Below are 14427 nucleotides of genomic sequence, written 5' to 3'. Positions count from 1 at the left end.
TTATTTCACGCCTGAAGCTTCGTCCTGCATATGCCAAACATTTAAACTTGTAATGTGATCAAGAATAGTGACAAGCTCACTACCCGTAACGTTTATGTGCCCCACTTTCCGCTTCGGTTTCACACCATTTTTTCCATACAAATGCAAATGACCAGAACGGAAATTAGGTATATTTGCTACAACCTTATCGACATGCTCGCCCAAAATATTCATCATGACGACTGGGGTTTGTAATTCCGTTGACCCTAATGGCCACTGACAAATTGCACGAACATGTTGCTGGAATTGTGTCGTCTCACAAGCATTCAAGGTATAGTGCCCTGAATTATGTGGCCTAGGTGCCAGCTCATTAAGATAAATATGGCCCTCTTTCGTTAAAAACATCTCGACACCTAAAGTTCCAACCATATCAAGAGATTCAGCAAGGTCTATTGCAATATGTTGTGCTCGTTCATTGATAGATAGTTCAACCCGGGCCGGCACAATGGTTTGGAGTAAAATGTGTTCGTGGTGAATGTTTTCACCTACTGGAAAGGTCTTTGTTTCTCCTTTGCCATTTCGGTTGACAATGACAGAAATCTCTTTATCAAAATCAATAAACTTTTCCAATATACATGGGCCTTGCTCAAGCAGTTTCGCTGCCTCTTGAATATCGGACTGTGATTTCACCATCACCTGACCCTTTCCGTCATAACCCCCAGTACGTGTCTTCAATACACTAGGTATTCCGATTCTATCTATGGCTTGCTTCAGCTCATCATAAGAATTCACTAAATGATAAGGCACAAACGCTGCTCCACTTTTTTCAATCGCAATCTTTTCATTTGCGCGGTCCTGTGTCACTTGGATAAGCTCACTGCCTTGAGGTAAATTGGCGTTATCCTCTAGCCACGTTAGGACATCGTAGTCCACATTCTCAAACTCATATGTAACCACATCACTAACATCTGCAAGTTGTTTAGCAGCCTCTAAGTCGTCATAGGGTGCCACGATTTCTACATCTGCCAGCTGGCCAGTTGGTGAATTTGGTGTCGGGTCGAGCACCGCAACTTGGTAGCCCATCTCTTTAGCAGCAACGGCCATCATTCTCCCTAGCTGTCCTCCACCTATAATTCCAATTGTGCTTCCAGGTAAAATGATATCCATAGATTTATAGCTCCTTACTACTTTGTTCAGATTGTATACGTATTTGTTCACGACGTTCTTGAAGACGGTTATCAATCTCATCAAATTGTGTAGCTAACATTTCACAGGCTAGAAGACCTGCATTCGTTGCTCCTGCCTTACCAATGGCAACTGTTGCAACCGGCACACCTCCAGGCATTTGTACAATAGACAAAAGAGAATCGAGTCCATTTAGTGCCTTAGATTGCACAGGTACGCCAATTACAGGTAAAGTTGTTTTCGCTGCCACCATACCTGGTAAGTGAGCCGCTCCTCCTGCTCCTGCCACAATCACTTTGATTCCTCGTTCCTTTGCCTGTTCTGCATATTCAAACATCAAATCAGGAGTACGATGAGCCGATACCACTTTCTTTTCAAAGGGAACATGGCATTCCTCCAAAACCTCACACGTATGCCGCATCGTTTCCCAGTCTGATGTACTTCCCATAATCACACCGACAAGCGGTTTAGTCATGAAATCAACTCCTTTTAAGGTAAAAAAAGGTGCAGACCGCACTCTCTCAACATAAACTGAGAGAAAGCAGTCTGCACCCTTAATATCATAAAACGCATTATGATTCGTAGGTATACGAATACTTCCTCTCATAGTCTAGTTATTTACGGTAACTAGGTAGAAACTTTTGGGCCATATTCCCAACTTTATATGAGAGGTAATCATTTATTTTATTTTCATTTGTTAAATTCAACATCATTATAACATCTATTTCAGGTAAATAAAGATGTTTTTTAAAATTCACGAACATAAAACGATAATAAACAAACAATATTCGTCTTTACTCATAGGTCACCTTCCACATGAATAATCCCTGTGGTGGAGCCGTTAACCCTGCCAATGTACGGTCCTTGCCCGCAAGTATCGTTTGAACTTCCCCAGGACGCTTCTTCCCCTGTCCAACTTCCACTAGCGTTCCGGTAATAATGCGTACCATATTATATAAAAAGCCACTACCTTCAACTCGGATGGTCAGCTCATTTCCCTCTTGCAAGCATTCAACACGATAAATGGTTCGCACACGATCCCCAATAACCGTCGTTTTTGCTGAGCTAAATGAAGTGAAATCATGCGTTCCCTCCAAATATGGACAAGCCTCTTTCATTTTTTCTACATCCAACGGAAAGGGAACATGCCAATGATACTGACGTGTGAAAATGTTAGGGTCATACTGGTTTAAAATCTGATAGCGATATTCTTTAACTTTAACGCCAAAACGTGCATGAAAATCTTCAGGCACTTTTTCAACAGCCACGACGAAAATATCACCAGGTAATAAAGAGGAAAGGGCTTTTTTCCACTTTGATTCCTCAATATCTAAGAAAGTATCAAAATGAAAAACCTGCCCTTTTGCATGAACACCAGCATCTGTCCTTCCCGATGGGGTAATGCGAACGAACTGATTTCTGTGCATGCGCTTCAATGCCTGTTCAATTTCTCCCTGCACCGTACGCTTGGTCGGCTGTATTTGAAAGCCATAAAAAAAGGTGCCATCATACTGAATTGTACATTTCATTCTTTGCATCATCTTCATCCTTTACGACCTTGAAATCCAAAATCCTATCAATACAAGTATGAAAAAAATGAGAACAAATAGATCAGCCTTTTTCAATTTCAACTCTCTAAACTTAGTTCTACCTTCTCCACCGTTGTATCCTCTAGCCTCCATTGCCATCGCGAGCTCCTCAGCACGCTTAAAGGCACTAACAAACAACGGAACCAGTAATGGAACAACCGCTTTAATTCGTTCTTTGATAGGGCCTGTACGGAAATCGACCCCTCTTGATGCCTGTGCTTTCGAGATCTTATCGGTTTCCTGCATTAATGTCGGAATAAAACGAAGCGATATGGACATCATGAGAGCTAATTCATGAACAGGGAAACGAATTTTATTTAAGGGATGGAATAAACTTTCAATCGCATCTGTTATCGAAATCGGTGTAGTCGTTAAGGTTAAGAGACTAGTCATTAAAATTAATAAAAAGAACCGGAGAGAGATTTCAAGTCCCTTCCATATGGCACCTGAATAAATATCAAAATTTAAAACGGAAATTAACACGTCTCCTTCTTTTGTAACAACAAGATGAAGGATAAACGTGAAAATAATCAAAAACCAGACAGGCTTTAACCCTTTGAGAATAAAGCTTGGTGCAATTCTTGTTGAAATCGTACTTAGTAAGGCAAAAGCCGTTAAAATGGAGTAGCTCACCCAATTATTCGCTAAGAAAATAACAATAACAAAAATAAAGATTATAGCAATTTTCATTCTCGGATCTAAGCGATGAATCGGAGAGTGTCCAGGGACATATTGGCCAATAATAACGGAATTACTCACGCTGATGCCCCCCTTCTACAATCCTCGCGATCACTTCTGCCAGCTCATCCATGGATTGTCCATGATAATCAATGGGCTTTTGAAAGGTTTTTTCAAAGGAGTCTAGAAAGTCAATAACCTCCGGAACATCTAAACCGACTTTCTGTAATGCATCTCTTTGCCTGAAGACCTCAATTGGATTCCCCTCCATGTACAATTTCCCATGGTCCATAATGATGACATGATCTGCATATTGTAACGCATCCTCCATACTGTGTGTCACCAAAACGGTTGTCCGGTTCTTTTCCTTATGAAGACGATAAAACATATCCATGATTTCTTTTTGACCTCGAGGGTCTAGTCCTGCCGTCGGCTCATCTAACACCAATAAATTAGGTTCCATAATGAGAACGCCAGCAATCGCCACTCTTCTCATTTGTCCACCACTTAAATCAAATGGCGAGCGACTTAACAATTGGTCAGAAAGCTGAACAGACTTTAAGACTTCTGGTAATCGTTGATTGATTACCTCAGGCTCTACTCCAAAGTTTTGGGGACCAAATTTAATATCCTTTTCAATTGATTCTTCAAACAACTGGTGTTCAGGATACTGAAACACGACACCCACCTGTTTCCGCAGCTTCATAATATCCTTTTGTTTTTTGTCAGCAGTCAATACAAAATTGCCCATTTGGATTTTGCCCTCAGTTGGCTTAAGCAAGCCATTAAGGTGCTGTATAAGTGTGGACTTACCACTTCCAGTATGGCCGATTATAGCCACATACGAGCCAGAGGAAATGTGAAAGGATACATCCTCTAATGCTTTATATTCAAATGGGGTATTTTTTTGGTAGATATGACTTACCTTGTCGAATGTAATGTCCATAGTTCATCCATCAAATCCTTATGTGTTAAGGGCTCCTTGTGTAAGGAAATCCCTAGTTTGTTTAAATGTCTAGAAAGCTGTGTTACAAATGGCGTATCCAAACCAATTGCCTGTAGCTCGTCGTGTTTTTGGAATACTTCTCTTGGTGTTCCTTCAAACCAAACATTACCTTCATTCATGACAATCACTCGATCTGCAAACAACACTTCATTCAAGTCATGGGTAATGGTCACAACGGAAACATCACGATCTTGTCTCACTTGATGTACCGTATTCATGATTGAATTTCGGCCTTTGGGATCTAACATAGCTGTTGCCTCGTCTAAGATAATCAGTTCTGGCTCTACCGCAAGCACACTTGCAATGGCTACCCGTTGCTTTTGCCCACCTGAAAGATTATGAGGCTCGTGATTCACATATTCTTCCATATTTACAGCTTTTAGGCTGTAGGATATTCGTTTTTGCATATCCTCTCTAGGTATACCGTGGTTTTCTAAACCGAAAGCAACATCATCAATGACGGTTGTACCGACAAATTGATTATCAGGGTTTTGAAATACCATACCTACCTTTTTCCGTACATCCCAAATCGTTTCCTGATTTATAGGCAATTCCTGCACATGGATCGTACCTTGTTGAGGAGATAACAAACCATTCATCAACTTTGCAATCGTTGACTTTCCTGAGCCATTGTGGCCAATAATCGCTACCCACTCATTTGGTTTAATATGAAAAGACACACCCTTTAATGCCCAGTCTTCGCTATTAGGGTACTGAAAGGATACATCCTGGAATTCTATATAATGTCTCGGCTCCACTATAACCACCTCTTCTCTACTCCACTATTTCCTTGGTAATAGAATTTCATTTCCAAACTAACCTCTTAATTTTAACATAGAATACGTGCTAGTTATAAATTCAAATATATAATAACGGTCAAGATGTGTTAAAACAGCTTCCATTTGGACAGAGCCGGGATTCTGTCATTATGCTGATTAATCTTGTCTAAAGCTATAGCATACCTGTCAGAGTTAACATCCATTCAATTCAGACTTCCGAATATTCCCGTCACTTCTTCTCTTTATTCAGTCTACACCCTTCATTCATGTCACTATTCTTAATAATCCCGTCATAATTTCGCTTATTCACCTTCTTTTATGCCAAACAAAAAAGGCCGGTTCCACATCAAACGATGTAAACCGCCCTTTTCAACTAATCATTAAACTAGTTCAATGATCACCATTTTTGCACCGTCGCCACGTCTCTCACCAAGTTTTAGGATACGAGTGTAGCCACCTTGACGATCTTCATATCGTGGTGCAACATCAGTGAAAAGCTTTTGCAATGCGTTTTGCTCTCCCTCTTCACCTGCATCAACTTTACGTAAAAATGATTCTGCTTGACGGCGTGCATGCAAGTCACCGCGTTTACCAAGTGTAATCATCTTTTCAACTACTGAACGAAGCTCCTTCGCTTTTTGTTCAGTTGTCTCAATACGTTCGTGAACGATTAAGTCTGTTGCAAGATTGCGGAGTAACGCCATGCGTTGATCCGTTGTACGACCAAGCTTAGCATTAGCCATTTCGATTCCCTCCTTTTCATGAAACTCTCAAGCTGCCTTTTATCTTTAATCGTCGTTACGCAAGCCTAAGCCTAAATCATGAAGTTTGTGTTTCACTTCGTCGAGTGATTTACGTCCAAGATTGCGGACTTTCATCATGTCTTCTTCTGACTTCTGAGCGAGTTCTTGAACTGAATTGATTCCAGCACGCTTTAAACAGTTGTAAGAACGTACAGATAAATCCAATTCTTCAATGGTCATTTCAAGCACTTTTTCTTTTTGGTCTTCTTCTTTTTCTACCATGATTTCTGCGTTTTGTGCTTCATCTGTAAGGCCTACAAAAATGTTTAAATGCTCTGTGAAAATTTTAGCACCTAAAGATACTGCTTCTTCTGGTCGAATGCTTCCATCGGTCCAAACGTCTAATGTTAACTTATCAAAATTCGCCACTTGCCCTACACGTGTATTTTCCACCTGAAAGGTTACACGAGAAACTGGGGTGAAGATAGAGTCAACAGGAATAACACCGATTGGTTGGTCTTCCTTCTTGTTTTCTTCTGATGGACGATAGCCACGACCACGTTCTGCCGTAATGCGCATATGGAAATGTGCATTGCTTGATAGTGTTGCTATGTGAAGATCTGGATTTAAGATTTCGACATCACTATCATGGGTAATATCAGCAGCCGTAACAGTTCCTTCTCCCTGAACATCAATCTCCATCGTTTTAACATCGTCAGAGTAGATTTTTAATGCTAGCTTCTTAAGATTTAAAATGATGGTTGTAACATCTTCTACGACACCTTCTACAGTTGAAAATTCATGAAGTACTCCATCGATTTGAACAGATGTTACCGCAGCACCTGGGAGTGAGGATAATAGGATACGACGCAAGGAGTTACCCATTGTTGTTCCATATCCACGTTCGAGTGGTTCAACAACGAACTTTCCAAATGTTGCATCTTCACTTACTTCAACCGTCTCAATTTTTGGCTTTTCAATTTCGATCATTTATTAAAACCCTCCTTCAAAACGTCGAAACCCCGGCTAGACCCATGTCTAACCGAAATTCCTCAGGTAGGCAAGTTCCCCCGTTGTTATCACGTGAGATGAAAATGTCCTGTTGTGGCGTGCATGGATGTATAAAGCTATCATAACCCATTATAGACAGGGTAACAAATGTCTATACAAAACGATATTAAACACGACGACGTTTTGGTGGGCGGCACCCATTATGAGGTACTGGTGTAACATCAGAGATTGCTGTTACTTCAAGACCTGCAGCCTGAAGTGCACGGATTGCTGCTTCACGTCCTGCGCCAGGGCCTTTAACAGCTACTTCAATTGTTTTCACACCATTCTCCATTGCTGTTTTAGCAGATGCCTCTGCAGCCATTTGAGCCGCGAAAGGAGTAGACTTACGAGAGCCTTTAAAACCTAAAGCACCAGCACTGCTCCAAGCAATAGAGTTACCATGCGTATCCGTAATGGTTACAATTGTGTTGTTAAATGTTGAACGGATATGCGCGACACCTGATTCTATATTCTTTTTGACTTTACGCTTTCTGCGAGTTGCAGTATTTTTACGAGCCATTTAGTAGCTAACCTCCTTTATTTATTATTTACGTTTATTTGCAACAGTACGTTTTGGACCTTTACGAGTACGAGAGTTGTTCTTCGTGTTTTGACCTCTTACTGGTAATCCTCGACGGTGACGAATACCACGATAAGAACCAATCTCAATCAAACGTTTTACGTTTAATGATGTTTCACGACGAAGATCACCCTCTACAGTAAGGTTGTTTACTTCTGTACGGATACGACCTAATTCATCTTCAGTTAGATCACGTACACGAGTATCAGGAGAAACTCCTGCATCCTCAACAACTTTTGCTGCAGCTGATTTACCAATTCCATAAATATATGTTAATGATATTACAACTCTTTTATCACGAGGAATATCTACACCTGCTATACGTGCCATTTAGCCAAGCACCTCCTTATCCTTGTTTCTGTTTGTGTTTAGGGTTTTCACATATTACCATGACTTTCCCTTTACGGCGAATGACTTTACATTTTTCACAAATTGGTTTTACAGACGGTCTTACTTTCATTTCTCTTACCTCCTTTACTGGAGATTCACTTACTTATAACGATAGACAATTCGTCCTCTTGTTAAATCATACGGAGAAAGTTCAACTGTTACTTTATCTCCTGCTAATATTCGAATGAAGTGCATACGAATCTTACCAGAAACGTGAGCCAACACCGTGTGGCCATTTTCTAACTCAACTTTAAACATTGCATTCGGCAAAGTCTCAACGACTGTGCCTTCCATTTCAATAACATCATCTTTAGCCATCGAGTTGATCTCCCTTCTTCAAATCAATCAAATTCTCATTGATAAATTTTGATAAGGCAAAACGCAATTTACCGTTTGTAACTCGACCAGTTTCTAACAAGCTATTTCTTACTTCAGGTGATACATAATCACAAAGTTCAATGTGCTGTAAGTTTTTCAGTTTTGGTTTGTCATATTTTCGCTTATCACCATCTGCTAATGAAACAAATCGCTCATCAACAATATCAATGATAACCGCATATTGACCAAACTCTCGCCCCTGGACGACCCGAACAATTTGACCTATTCTGGGACTCGACTCAGATTCACTCAAAAATAATCACCTTCACTTAGGCTTTTGTTATTATTTCAAAACCATCTTCTGTAACGACTCATGCGTGCCCTAGATAAAGCACATCGTTTTCCATCAACAGTTACAACGGTCTATCTATTGTCAAGCGTTCTTATGAATTTATTTTTTCTAGCTTTTGATCGATATCTTCAAATACTAGACTGATTTCTCGGTCACCATCTACGGTTACAAGATAACCTTTTTGGTGATAAAAGTCTAGCAACGGTTTTGCTTGACTCATATTTACTTCTAAACGGTTCTTAACCGTTTCAGGCTTATCGTCATCACGCTGAATCAACTCTGCACCATCGACATCACATTTACCTGCAGTCTTTGGTGGGTTAAATTCAACATGATACGTTGCCCCACATTCTGGACATATTCTACGTCCAGTAAGGCGATCAACAAGCTTTTCTTCAGGAACATTGATATGAATAACATAATCAAGGCTTGAATTCATATCCTGTAAAAGGTTCTCTAAAGCTTCAGCTTGGGCAATGGTTCTAGGAAAACCGTCTAGCAAAAACCCTTTTTTACAATCAGGTTTACCTAAACGTTCACGAACAATACCTATTGTTACCTCGTCGGGGACAAGTTCACCTTTATCCATAAACGATTTTGCTTTGTTTCCTAGTTCTGTTCCTTCTTGAATCGCTGATCGGAACATATCTCCTGTTGAGATATGAGGGATACCATACTTTTCAACTATTTTATCTGCTTGGGTGCCCTTACCAGCACCTGGCAGACCCATTAAGATTAAATTCAAGCTCTTTCCCCTCGCTCTCATTTATCCATTCTAAGTCTTTTATTTGATGAATCCTTTATAATGTCGTTTCACTAGTTGGCTTTCTAATTGCTTCATCGTTTCCAATCCTACGCTGACCACGATGAGCAAGCTAGTTCCGCCAATTTGAACGGCAGAAGGTAAACCTGCAGCTGAACCTAACAAAATAGGTAATACAGAAACGGCTGCAAGGAAGATAGATCCAACAAATGTTAGACGATACATAACTCGTTTTAAATACGTCTCAGTATTCTTACCCGGACGAATACCAGGTACATACCCGCCTTGTTTCTTAAGATTTTCTGCCATTTGCTCTGGATTAACTTGAACAAATGTATAGAAATAAGTAAATGCAATAATTAAGGCTACATAAATGATCATTCCGATTGGCTCTTCGTAATTAAATACGCGTTCTATAAACGATGCAACATCTCCTTCAAAGAATTGCGCAACCGTTCTTGGAGCAATAATAAAGGAAATGGCAAAAATGACCGGAATTACACCAGCAGCATTTACTTTTAACGGCAGATGTGTAGATTGACCACCAACAGGTGAGCGATTCACAAGACGCTTCGCATACTGGACAGGTATTTTACGTAATGCCTGTTGAATGAAGATAACCCCAACAACAACGGCCAAGATCACAAGTACGATTAGAGCTAGAATTACCACGTTTAAGAACAATTGATCACCGGCACCGGTAATATATTGATCATACAATTGGTTAACTCCTTGAGGGATTGCTGCCACAATACCAGCAAAAATTAGAATAGATATTCCATTCCCCACTCCATTTGCCGTGATTTGCTCACCAAGCCACATTAAGAATGAAGTTCCTGCTGTTAATACGAGTGCAATAACGATATACGTTAATGGACCAGGATCTAGGATGAGCTGTCCACCTGAGATCGCGTTAAAGCCGACAGACATTCCAATTGCTTGAACAAAAGCTAGGACAACTGTTCCATAACGTGTTACCTGTGCTAACTTCTTTCGTCCCATTTCACCTTGTTTTTTCCATTCCGTGAATTTAGGAACAACATCCATTTGTAGTAACTGAACTACAATGGATGCGGTAATATAAGGCATAATCCCCATTGCGAAAATGGAAAATTGACTTAAAGCCCCACCACCAAACGTATCTAATAATCCAAATACATTGGATTGGTTCATGAAGTGTAGTGCATCTTTATCCGAAAATGGAACCGGAATAAAAGTACCTAGACGGAAAATGACAAGTGCCATTAGCGTATAAAGGATTTTCCGTCTAATATCAGCTACGCGCATAAAATTGGAGAGAGTACGGAACATTAAATCACCTCAGTTTGACCGCCCGCCGCTTCGATAGCTTCCTTAGCTGAAGCAGAAAACTTGTGAGCTTTTACGGTTAGTTTCTTTTCAAGATTACCTTTACCAAGTACTTTCACTCCAGTTTTTAGCTTGCTTACAGCACCTGTTTCAAGTAACAATTCTGGAGTTACTTCTGTACCGTCTTCAAAACGATTTAACGTTTCAAGATTAATAATGGCATATTCTTTACGGTGAATATTAGTAAAACCGCGCTTAGGTAGTCTTTGGAAAAGTGGCATTTGACCACCTTCAAAACCTGGACGAACACCGCCACCAGAACGAGCCTTTTGTCCTTTATGACCACGACCTGATGTTTTACCGTTTCCTGAAGACATTCCACGACCTACTCGATTACGAGTCTTACGAGTACCCTTTTCAGGTTTTAATTCATGAAGTTTCATGGTAGCACCTCCTCTTAAAACTAATGTAAATTACGCTTCTTTCACTGCAACAAGATGGGACACCTTATTCACCATACCGCGAATCTGCGGTGTGTCTTCATGAATAACTGTTTGGCGAATTTTTTTAAGTCCTAGAGCTTTTACTGTTGCGCGTTGATCTTCTGGTCTTCCGATTACGCTTCTATTGAGGGTAATTTCCAATTTGTTTGCCATGTTATATCCCTCCTTATCCTAGCAATTCTTCTACTGACTTACCACGTAGTTTTGCAACATCTTCAGCTTTTTTAAGATTTTTAAGTCCGTTAATTGTTGCACGTACCATGTTGATTGGTGTGTTGGATCCTAAAGATTTTGAAAGGATATCACCAATACCGGAAAGCTCTAATACCGCACGTACTGGTCCACCAGCGATAACACCAGTACCTTCTGCAGCAGGCTTAAGAAGGATATTTCCAGCACCAAATTCTCCGATGATTTCGTGTGGAATTGATGTACCAACGATAGGTACTTCAACAAGATTCTTCTTCGCATCCTCAATAGCTTTACGTATTGCATCTGGAACCTCTTGTGCTTTACCTGTTCCAAAGCCAACATGACCATTTTTATCTCCTACAACTACTAGAGCTGTAAAACGGAAACGACGTCCACCTTTAACAACTTTCGCTACACGATTAACTGTAACTACACGTTCTTCAAGATCCAACTTGTTCGGATCAATATTTACACGCATTCTTTTCCCTCCTTTTACGATTAAAATTCAAGTCCTGATTCGCGAGCTCCTTCAGCTAGAGCTTTAATACGTCCGTGATACAAGTAACCTCCGCGATCAAATACGACTGATTTAAATCCATTATCAATAGCGCGCTTAGCAACTAGTTCTCCAACCTTCTTAGCTGCTTCCACATTTCCAGTTGTTTCAAGATCGAAATCTTTATCTACTGTAGATGCGCTCGCAACTGTCACACCATTAATGTCGTCAATAACTTGAGCGTAGATGTGCTTGTTGGAACGGTACACGTTAAGACGCGGACGAGCATCAGTACCGAATAGATTACGACGCACACGCGCATGACGCTTTTTACGTACTGCGTTTTTATCTTGCTTTGTGATCATCTAGGTCACTCCTTTCTGTTCCTTGCCTGAACATTATTTAGCAGTTTTACCTTCTTTACGACGTACATATTCGCCTTCATAACGGATACCTTTACCTTTGTAAGGCTCTGGTGGGCGGATAGCACGGATGTTAGCAGCAACAGCGCCAACCTTCTCTTTATCAATACCTTTAACAACGATCTTTGTGTTTGATGGTACTTCTACTTCAATACCTTCAACAGAATCAAGTTCAACTGGATGTGAATATCCAGCATTCACTACTACCTTGTTACCTTGCTTTTGAGCACGGTAACCAACCCCGTTGATTTCAAGAGCTTTTTCGAAGCCTTTTGATACACCTTCAACCATGTTAGCGATCAGGCTACGAGTAGTACCATGCAAAGCACGATGTTCTTTATTATCACTTGGACGCTCAACAGTTAGAACGTTATCTTCAATTTTAATATTCATGTCAGGGTTGAATGAACGAGTCAATTCGCCTTTTGGTCCTTTGACTACAACATTACCTTCGTTAACGTTAACCTCTACCCCTTCAGGAATTTCCAATGGTTTTAGTCCTATACGAGACATTCCTTACACCTCCTGTCGTGATGGTTATTCATTACCATATATAAGCAAGAACTTCGCCACCAACTGATTGTTGACGAGCTTCTTTATCAGTTAAAACACCTTTTGATGTTGAAACGACTGCAATACCTAAACCATTAAGAACGCGTGGTAATTCGTCTGCTTTTGCATAAACGCGTAATCCTGGTTTACTAATCTTTTTAAGTCCTGTAATAACACGTTCGTTGTTAGCTCCGAATTTAAGGAACAAACGAAGGATGCCTTGCTTGTCGTCACTAACAAATTCGTAGTCACGAATAAACCCTTCACGCTTTAGAATATCTGCAATCTCTTTTTTCAAGTTTGAAGCAGGTACTTCTAATTTTTCATGACGTACCATGTTAGCGTTACGAATACGTGTTAGCATATCTGCAATTGGATCTGTCATTGTCATTGTTCATTACCTCCTTCCCTATTTTCGGGATTACCAGCTTGCTTTTTTAACGCCTGGGATTTGACCTTTATATGCTAGTTCGCGGAAACAAATACGGCAAAGCTTAAATTTACGAATAACTGAATGTGGGCGTCCACAACGTTCACAACGTGTGTATTCGCGAACTTTAAACTTTTGGTCGCGTTTTTGTTTCGCAATCATAGATTTTTTCGCCATAATTGACCTCCTTTATTCTCTCGGAGCTATTTTTTAAACGGCATTCCGAGTTGAGTTAATAGTTCACGAGCTTCTTCATCTGTGTTTGCTGATGTAACAATCACGATATCCATACCACGAACTTTATCAACCTTATCATAGTCAATTTCAGGGAAAATCAATTGTTCTTTAACACCTAAAGTGTAGTTTCCACGACCATCAAAAGCTTTGTTTGAAATACCACGGAAGTCACGTACACGTGGTAATGAAACAGCAATAAGCTTTTGTAGGAAATCGTACATACGCGCTCCGCGAAGTGTAACCTTAGCACCGATTGGCATTCCTTCACGTAAACGGAAACCTGCAATTGATTTCTTAGCACGAGTAACAACAGGCTTTTGCCCTGTGATTAATGTTAGTTCTTCAACCGCATTATCAAGCGCTTTTGCGTTTTGAACTGCGTCACCAACACCCATATTGATTACGATTTTTTCAATTCCTGGTACTTCCATAACTGATTCGTAGTTGAATTTTTCCATTAGGGATGGAACGATTTCTTTATTGTATTGTGATTTCATTTCGTTCATCATATAGCCCTCCTTTCGCCGTTAGATTATTTATCTAAAGGTTCACCGGATTTTTTAGCGATACGCACTTTTTTTCCGTTAACTTCGCTGTAACCAACACGAGTTGGTTCACCTGATTTCGGATCAACCGGCATGACATTAGAAACATGAATAGCAGCTTCTTGAGTTAAAATGCCACCTTGTGGATTATCTTGAGAAGGTTTTGCGTGTTTTTTCACTTGGTTGACACCTTCTACAAGAACACGTTCTTTCTTAGGATAGGCTTCAAGAACAGTACCTTGCTTGCCTTTATCCTTACCTGAGATAACCAAAACTTTGTCACCTTTTTTTACATGCATGACTAGCGCACCTCCTTACAAGGCTTCA

The 14427-nt window shown here is 40.3% G+C and carries 24 protein-coding genes and 1 riboswitch; all 24 genes read right to left on the bottom strand.

The annotated features are described in order from the left end of the window. Entirely contained in the window at positions 1-1146 is a 1146-nt protein-coding gene (gene purK, locus GH754_RS17400; protein WP_153729929.1) for a 5-(carboxyamino)imidazole ribonucleotide synthase, read from the bottom strand. A gap of 4 nt (positions 1147-1150) precedes the next feature. Further along, the gene (purE, locus tag GH754_RS17395) at positions 1151-1639 is read right to left on the bottom strand and encodes a 5-(carboxyamino)imidazole ribonucleotide mutase (RefSeq protein ID WP_153729928.1); all 489 of its coding nucleotides are present in this window, start codon (positions 1637-1639) and stop codon (positions 1151-1153) included. A 111-nt stretch (positions 1640-1750) separates the two neighbouring features. Further along, a riboswitch (purine riboswitch) is annotated at positions 1751-1852 on the bottom strand. 106 nt (positions 1853-1958) lie between these two features. Next, on the bottom strand, positions 1959-2705 hold the full coding sequence (truA, locus tag GH754_RS17390) for a tRNA pseudouridine(38-40) synthase TruA (RefSeq protein ID WP_153729949.1): 747 nt from the start codon (positions 2703-2705) through the stop codon (positions 1959-1961). A 9-nt stretch (positions 2706-2714) separates the two neighbouring features. Continuing rightward, entirely contained in the window at positions 2715-3512 is a 798-nt protein-coding gene (locus GH754_RS17385) for an energy-coupling factor transporter transmembrane component T family protein (RefSeq protein ID WP_323742089.1), read from the bottom strand. Further along, entirely contained in the window at positions 3505-4377 is an 873-nt protein-coding gene (locus tag GH754_RS17380; RefSeq protein ID WP_153729927.1) for an energy-coupling factor ABC transporter ATP-binding protein, read from the bottom strand. Before GH754_RS17380 ends, GH754_RS17385 begins: the two co-directional genes overlap by 8 nt. Then, positions 4353-5195: an energy-coupling factor ABC transporter ATP-binding protein gene (locus GH754_RS17375; RefSeq protein WP_323742088.1), complete on the bottom strand. Its 843-nt coding sequence runs from the start codon at positions 5193-5195 to the stop codon at positions 4353-4355. Before GH754_RS17375 ends, GH754_RS17380 begins: the two co-directional genes overlap by 25 nt. A 401-nt stretch (positions 5196-5596) precedes the next feature. After that, complete coding sequence (rplQ, locus tag GH754_RS17370) at positions 5597-5959, bottom strand: 50S ribosomal protein L17 (protein ID WP_153729926.1); 363 nt, start codon at positions 5957-5959, stop codon at positions 5597-5599. A 45-nt stretch (positions 5960-6004) separates the two neighbouring features. Next, entirely contained in the window at positions 6005-6949 is a 945-nt protein-coding gene (locus tag GH754_RS17365; protein ID WP_153729925.1) for a DNA-directed RNA polymerase subunit alpha, read from the bottom strand. 187 nt (positions 6950-7136) lie between these two features. Next, on the bottom strand, positions 7137-7532 hold the full coding sequence (rpsK, locus tag GH754_RS17360) for a 30S ribosomal protein S11 (protein WP_153729924.1): 396 nt from the start codon (positions 7530-7532) through the stop codon (positions 7137-7139). Positions 7533-7556: 24 nt separating this feature from the next. Beyond that, positions 7557-7922, bottom strand: coding sequence for a 30S ribosomal protein S13 (gene rpsM / locus GH754_RS17355; protein WP_153729923.1), 366 nt, complete (start codon positions 7920-7922; stop codon positions 7557-7559). A 16-nt stretch (positions 7923-7938) separates the two neighbouring features. After that, positions 7939-8052, bottom strand: coding sequence for a 50S ribosomal protein L36 (rpmJ, locus tag GH754_RS17350; RefSeq protein ID WP_003156543.1), 114 nt, complete (start codon positions 8050-8052; stop codon positions 7939-7941). A gap of 29 nt (positions 8053-8081) precedes the next feature. After that, the gene (gene infA / locus GH754_RS17345) at positions 8082-8300 is read right to left on the bottom strand and encodes a translation initiation factor IF-1 (RefSeq protein ID WP_153729922.1); all 219 of its coding nucleotides are present in this window, start codon (positions 8298-8300) and stop codon (positions 8082-8084) included. Next, entirely contained in the window at positions 8293-8613 is a 321-nt protein-coding gene (locus GH754_RS17340) for a KOW domain-containing RNA-binding protein (protein WP_153729921.1), read from the bottom strand. The genes infA and GH754_RS17340 overlap by 8 nt, the downstream gene beginning before the upstream one ends. 130 nt (positions 8614-8743) lie before the next feature. After that, on the bottom strand, positions 8744-9397 hold the full coding sequence (locus tag GH754_RS17335) for an adenylate kinase (RefSeq protein WP_153729920.1): 654 nt from the start codon (positions 9395-9397) through the stop codon (positions 8744-8746). A gap of 39 nt (positions 9398-9436) precedes the next feature. Continuing rightward, positions 9437-10726: a preprotein translocase subunit SecY gene (gene secY, locus GH754_RS17330; RefSeq protein ID WP_153729919.1), complete on the bottom strand. Its 1290-nt coding sequence runs from the start codon at positions 10724-10726 to the stop codon at positions 9437-9439. Then, the gene (gene rplO / locus GH754_RS17325; protein ID WP_153729918.1) at positions 10726-11166 is read right to left on the bottom strand and encodes a 50S ribosomal protein L15; all 441 of its coding nucleotides are present in this window, start codon (positions 11164-11166) and stop codon (positions 10726-10728) included. Before rplO ends, secY begins: the two co-directional genes overlap by 1 nt. A 30-nt stretch (positions 11167-11196) precedes the next feature. Further along, entirely contained in the window at positions 11197-11379 is a 183-nt protein-coding gene (gene rpmD / locus GH754_RS17320; RefSeq protein WP_153729917.1) for a 50S ribosomal protein L30, read from the bottom strand. 13 nt (positions 11380-11392) lie between these two features. Beyond that, positions 11393-11896 (bottom strand): 30S ribosomal protein S5, encoded by a 504-nt coding sequence (rpsE, locus tag GH754_RS17315; protein ID WP_153729916.1) that lies wholly within the window; start codon positions 11894-11896, stop codon positions 11393-11395. A gap of 20 nt (positions 11897-11916) precedes the next feature. Next, on the bottom strand, positions 11917-12279 hold the full coding sequence (gene rplR / locus GH754_RS17310) for a 50S ribosomal protein L18 (RefSeq protein ID WP_153729915.1): 363 nt from the start codon (positions 12277-12279) through the stop codon (positions 11917-11919). Between the two features lie 33 nt (positions 12280-12312). Continuing rightward, a complete protein-coding gene (rplF, locus tag GH754_RS17305) occupies positions 12313-12849 on the bottom strand; it encodes a 50S ribosomal protein L6 (RefSeq protein ID WP_153729914.1) in 537 nt (178 codons plus the stop codon). 31 nt (positions 12850-12880) lie between these two features. Next, on the bottom strand, positions 12881-13279 hold the full coding sequence (gene rpsH, locus GH754_RS17300) for a 30S ribosomal protein S8 (protein ID WP_153729913.1): 399 nt from the start codon (positions 13277-13279) through the stop codon (positions 12881-12883). A gap of 30 nt (positions 13280-13309) precedes the next feature. Further along, the gene (locus GH754_RS17295; protein ID WP_153729912.1) at positions 13310-13495 is read right to left on the bottom strand and encodes a type Z 30S ribosomal protein S14; all 186 of its coding nucleotides are present in this window, start codon (positions 13493-13495) and stop codon (positions 13310-13312) included. A 26-nt stretch (positions 13496-13521) separates the two neighbouring features. Continuing rightward, the gene (rplE, locus tag GH754_RS17290; RefSeq protein WP_153729911.1) at positions 13522-14061 is read right to left on the bottom strand and encodes a 50S ribosomal protein L5; all 540 of its coding nucleotides are present in this window, start codon (positions 14059-14061) and stop codon (positions 13522-13524) included. Positions 14062-14087: 26 nt separating this feature from the next. After that, complete coding sequence (gene rplX, locus GH754_RS17285) at positions 14088-14399, bottom strand: 50S ribosomal protein L24 (protein WP_153729910.1); 312 nt, start codon at positions 14397-14399, stop codon at positions 14088-14090. Positions 14400-14427 lie beyond the last annotated feature (28 nt).

The organism is Salinibacillus xinjiangensis (assembly GCF_009649735.1).
Taxonomy (GTDB): Bacteria; Bacillota; Bacilli; order Bacillales; family Alkalibacillaceae; genus Salinibacillus; species Salinibacillus xinjiangensis.
Note: the sequence above shows the minus strand (reverse complement) of the source record. Positions and strands in the feature narration are given on the sequence as shown.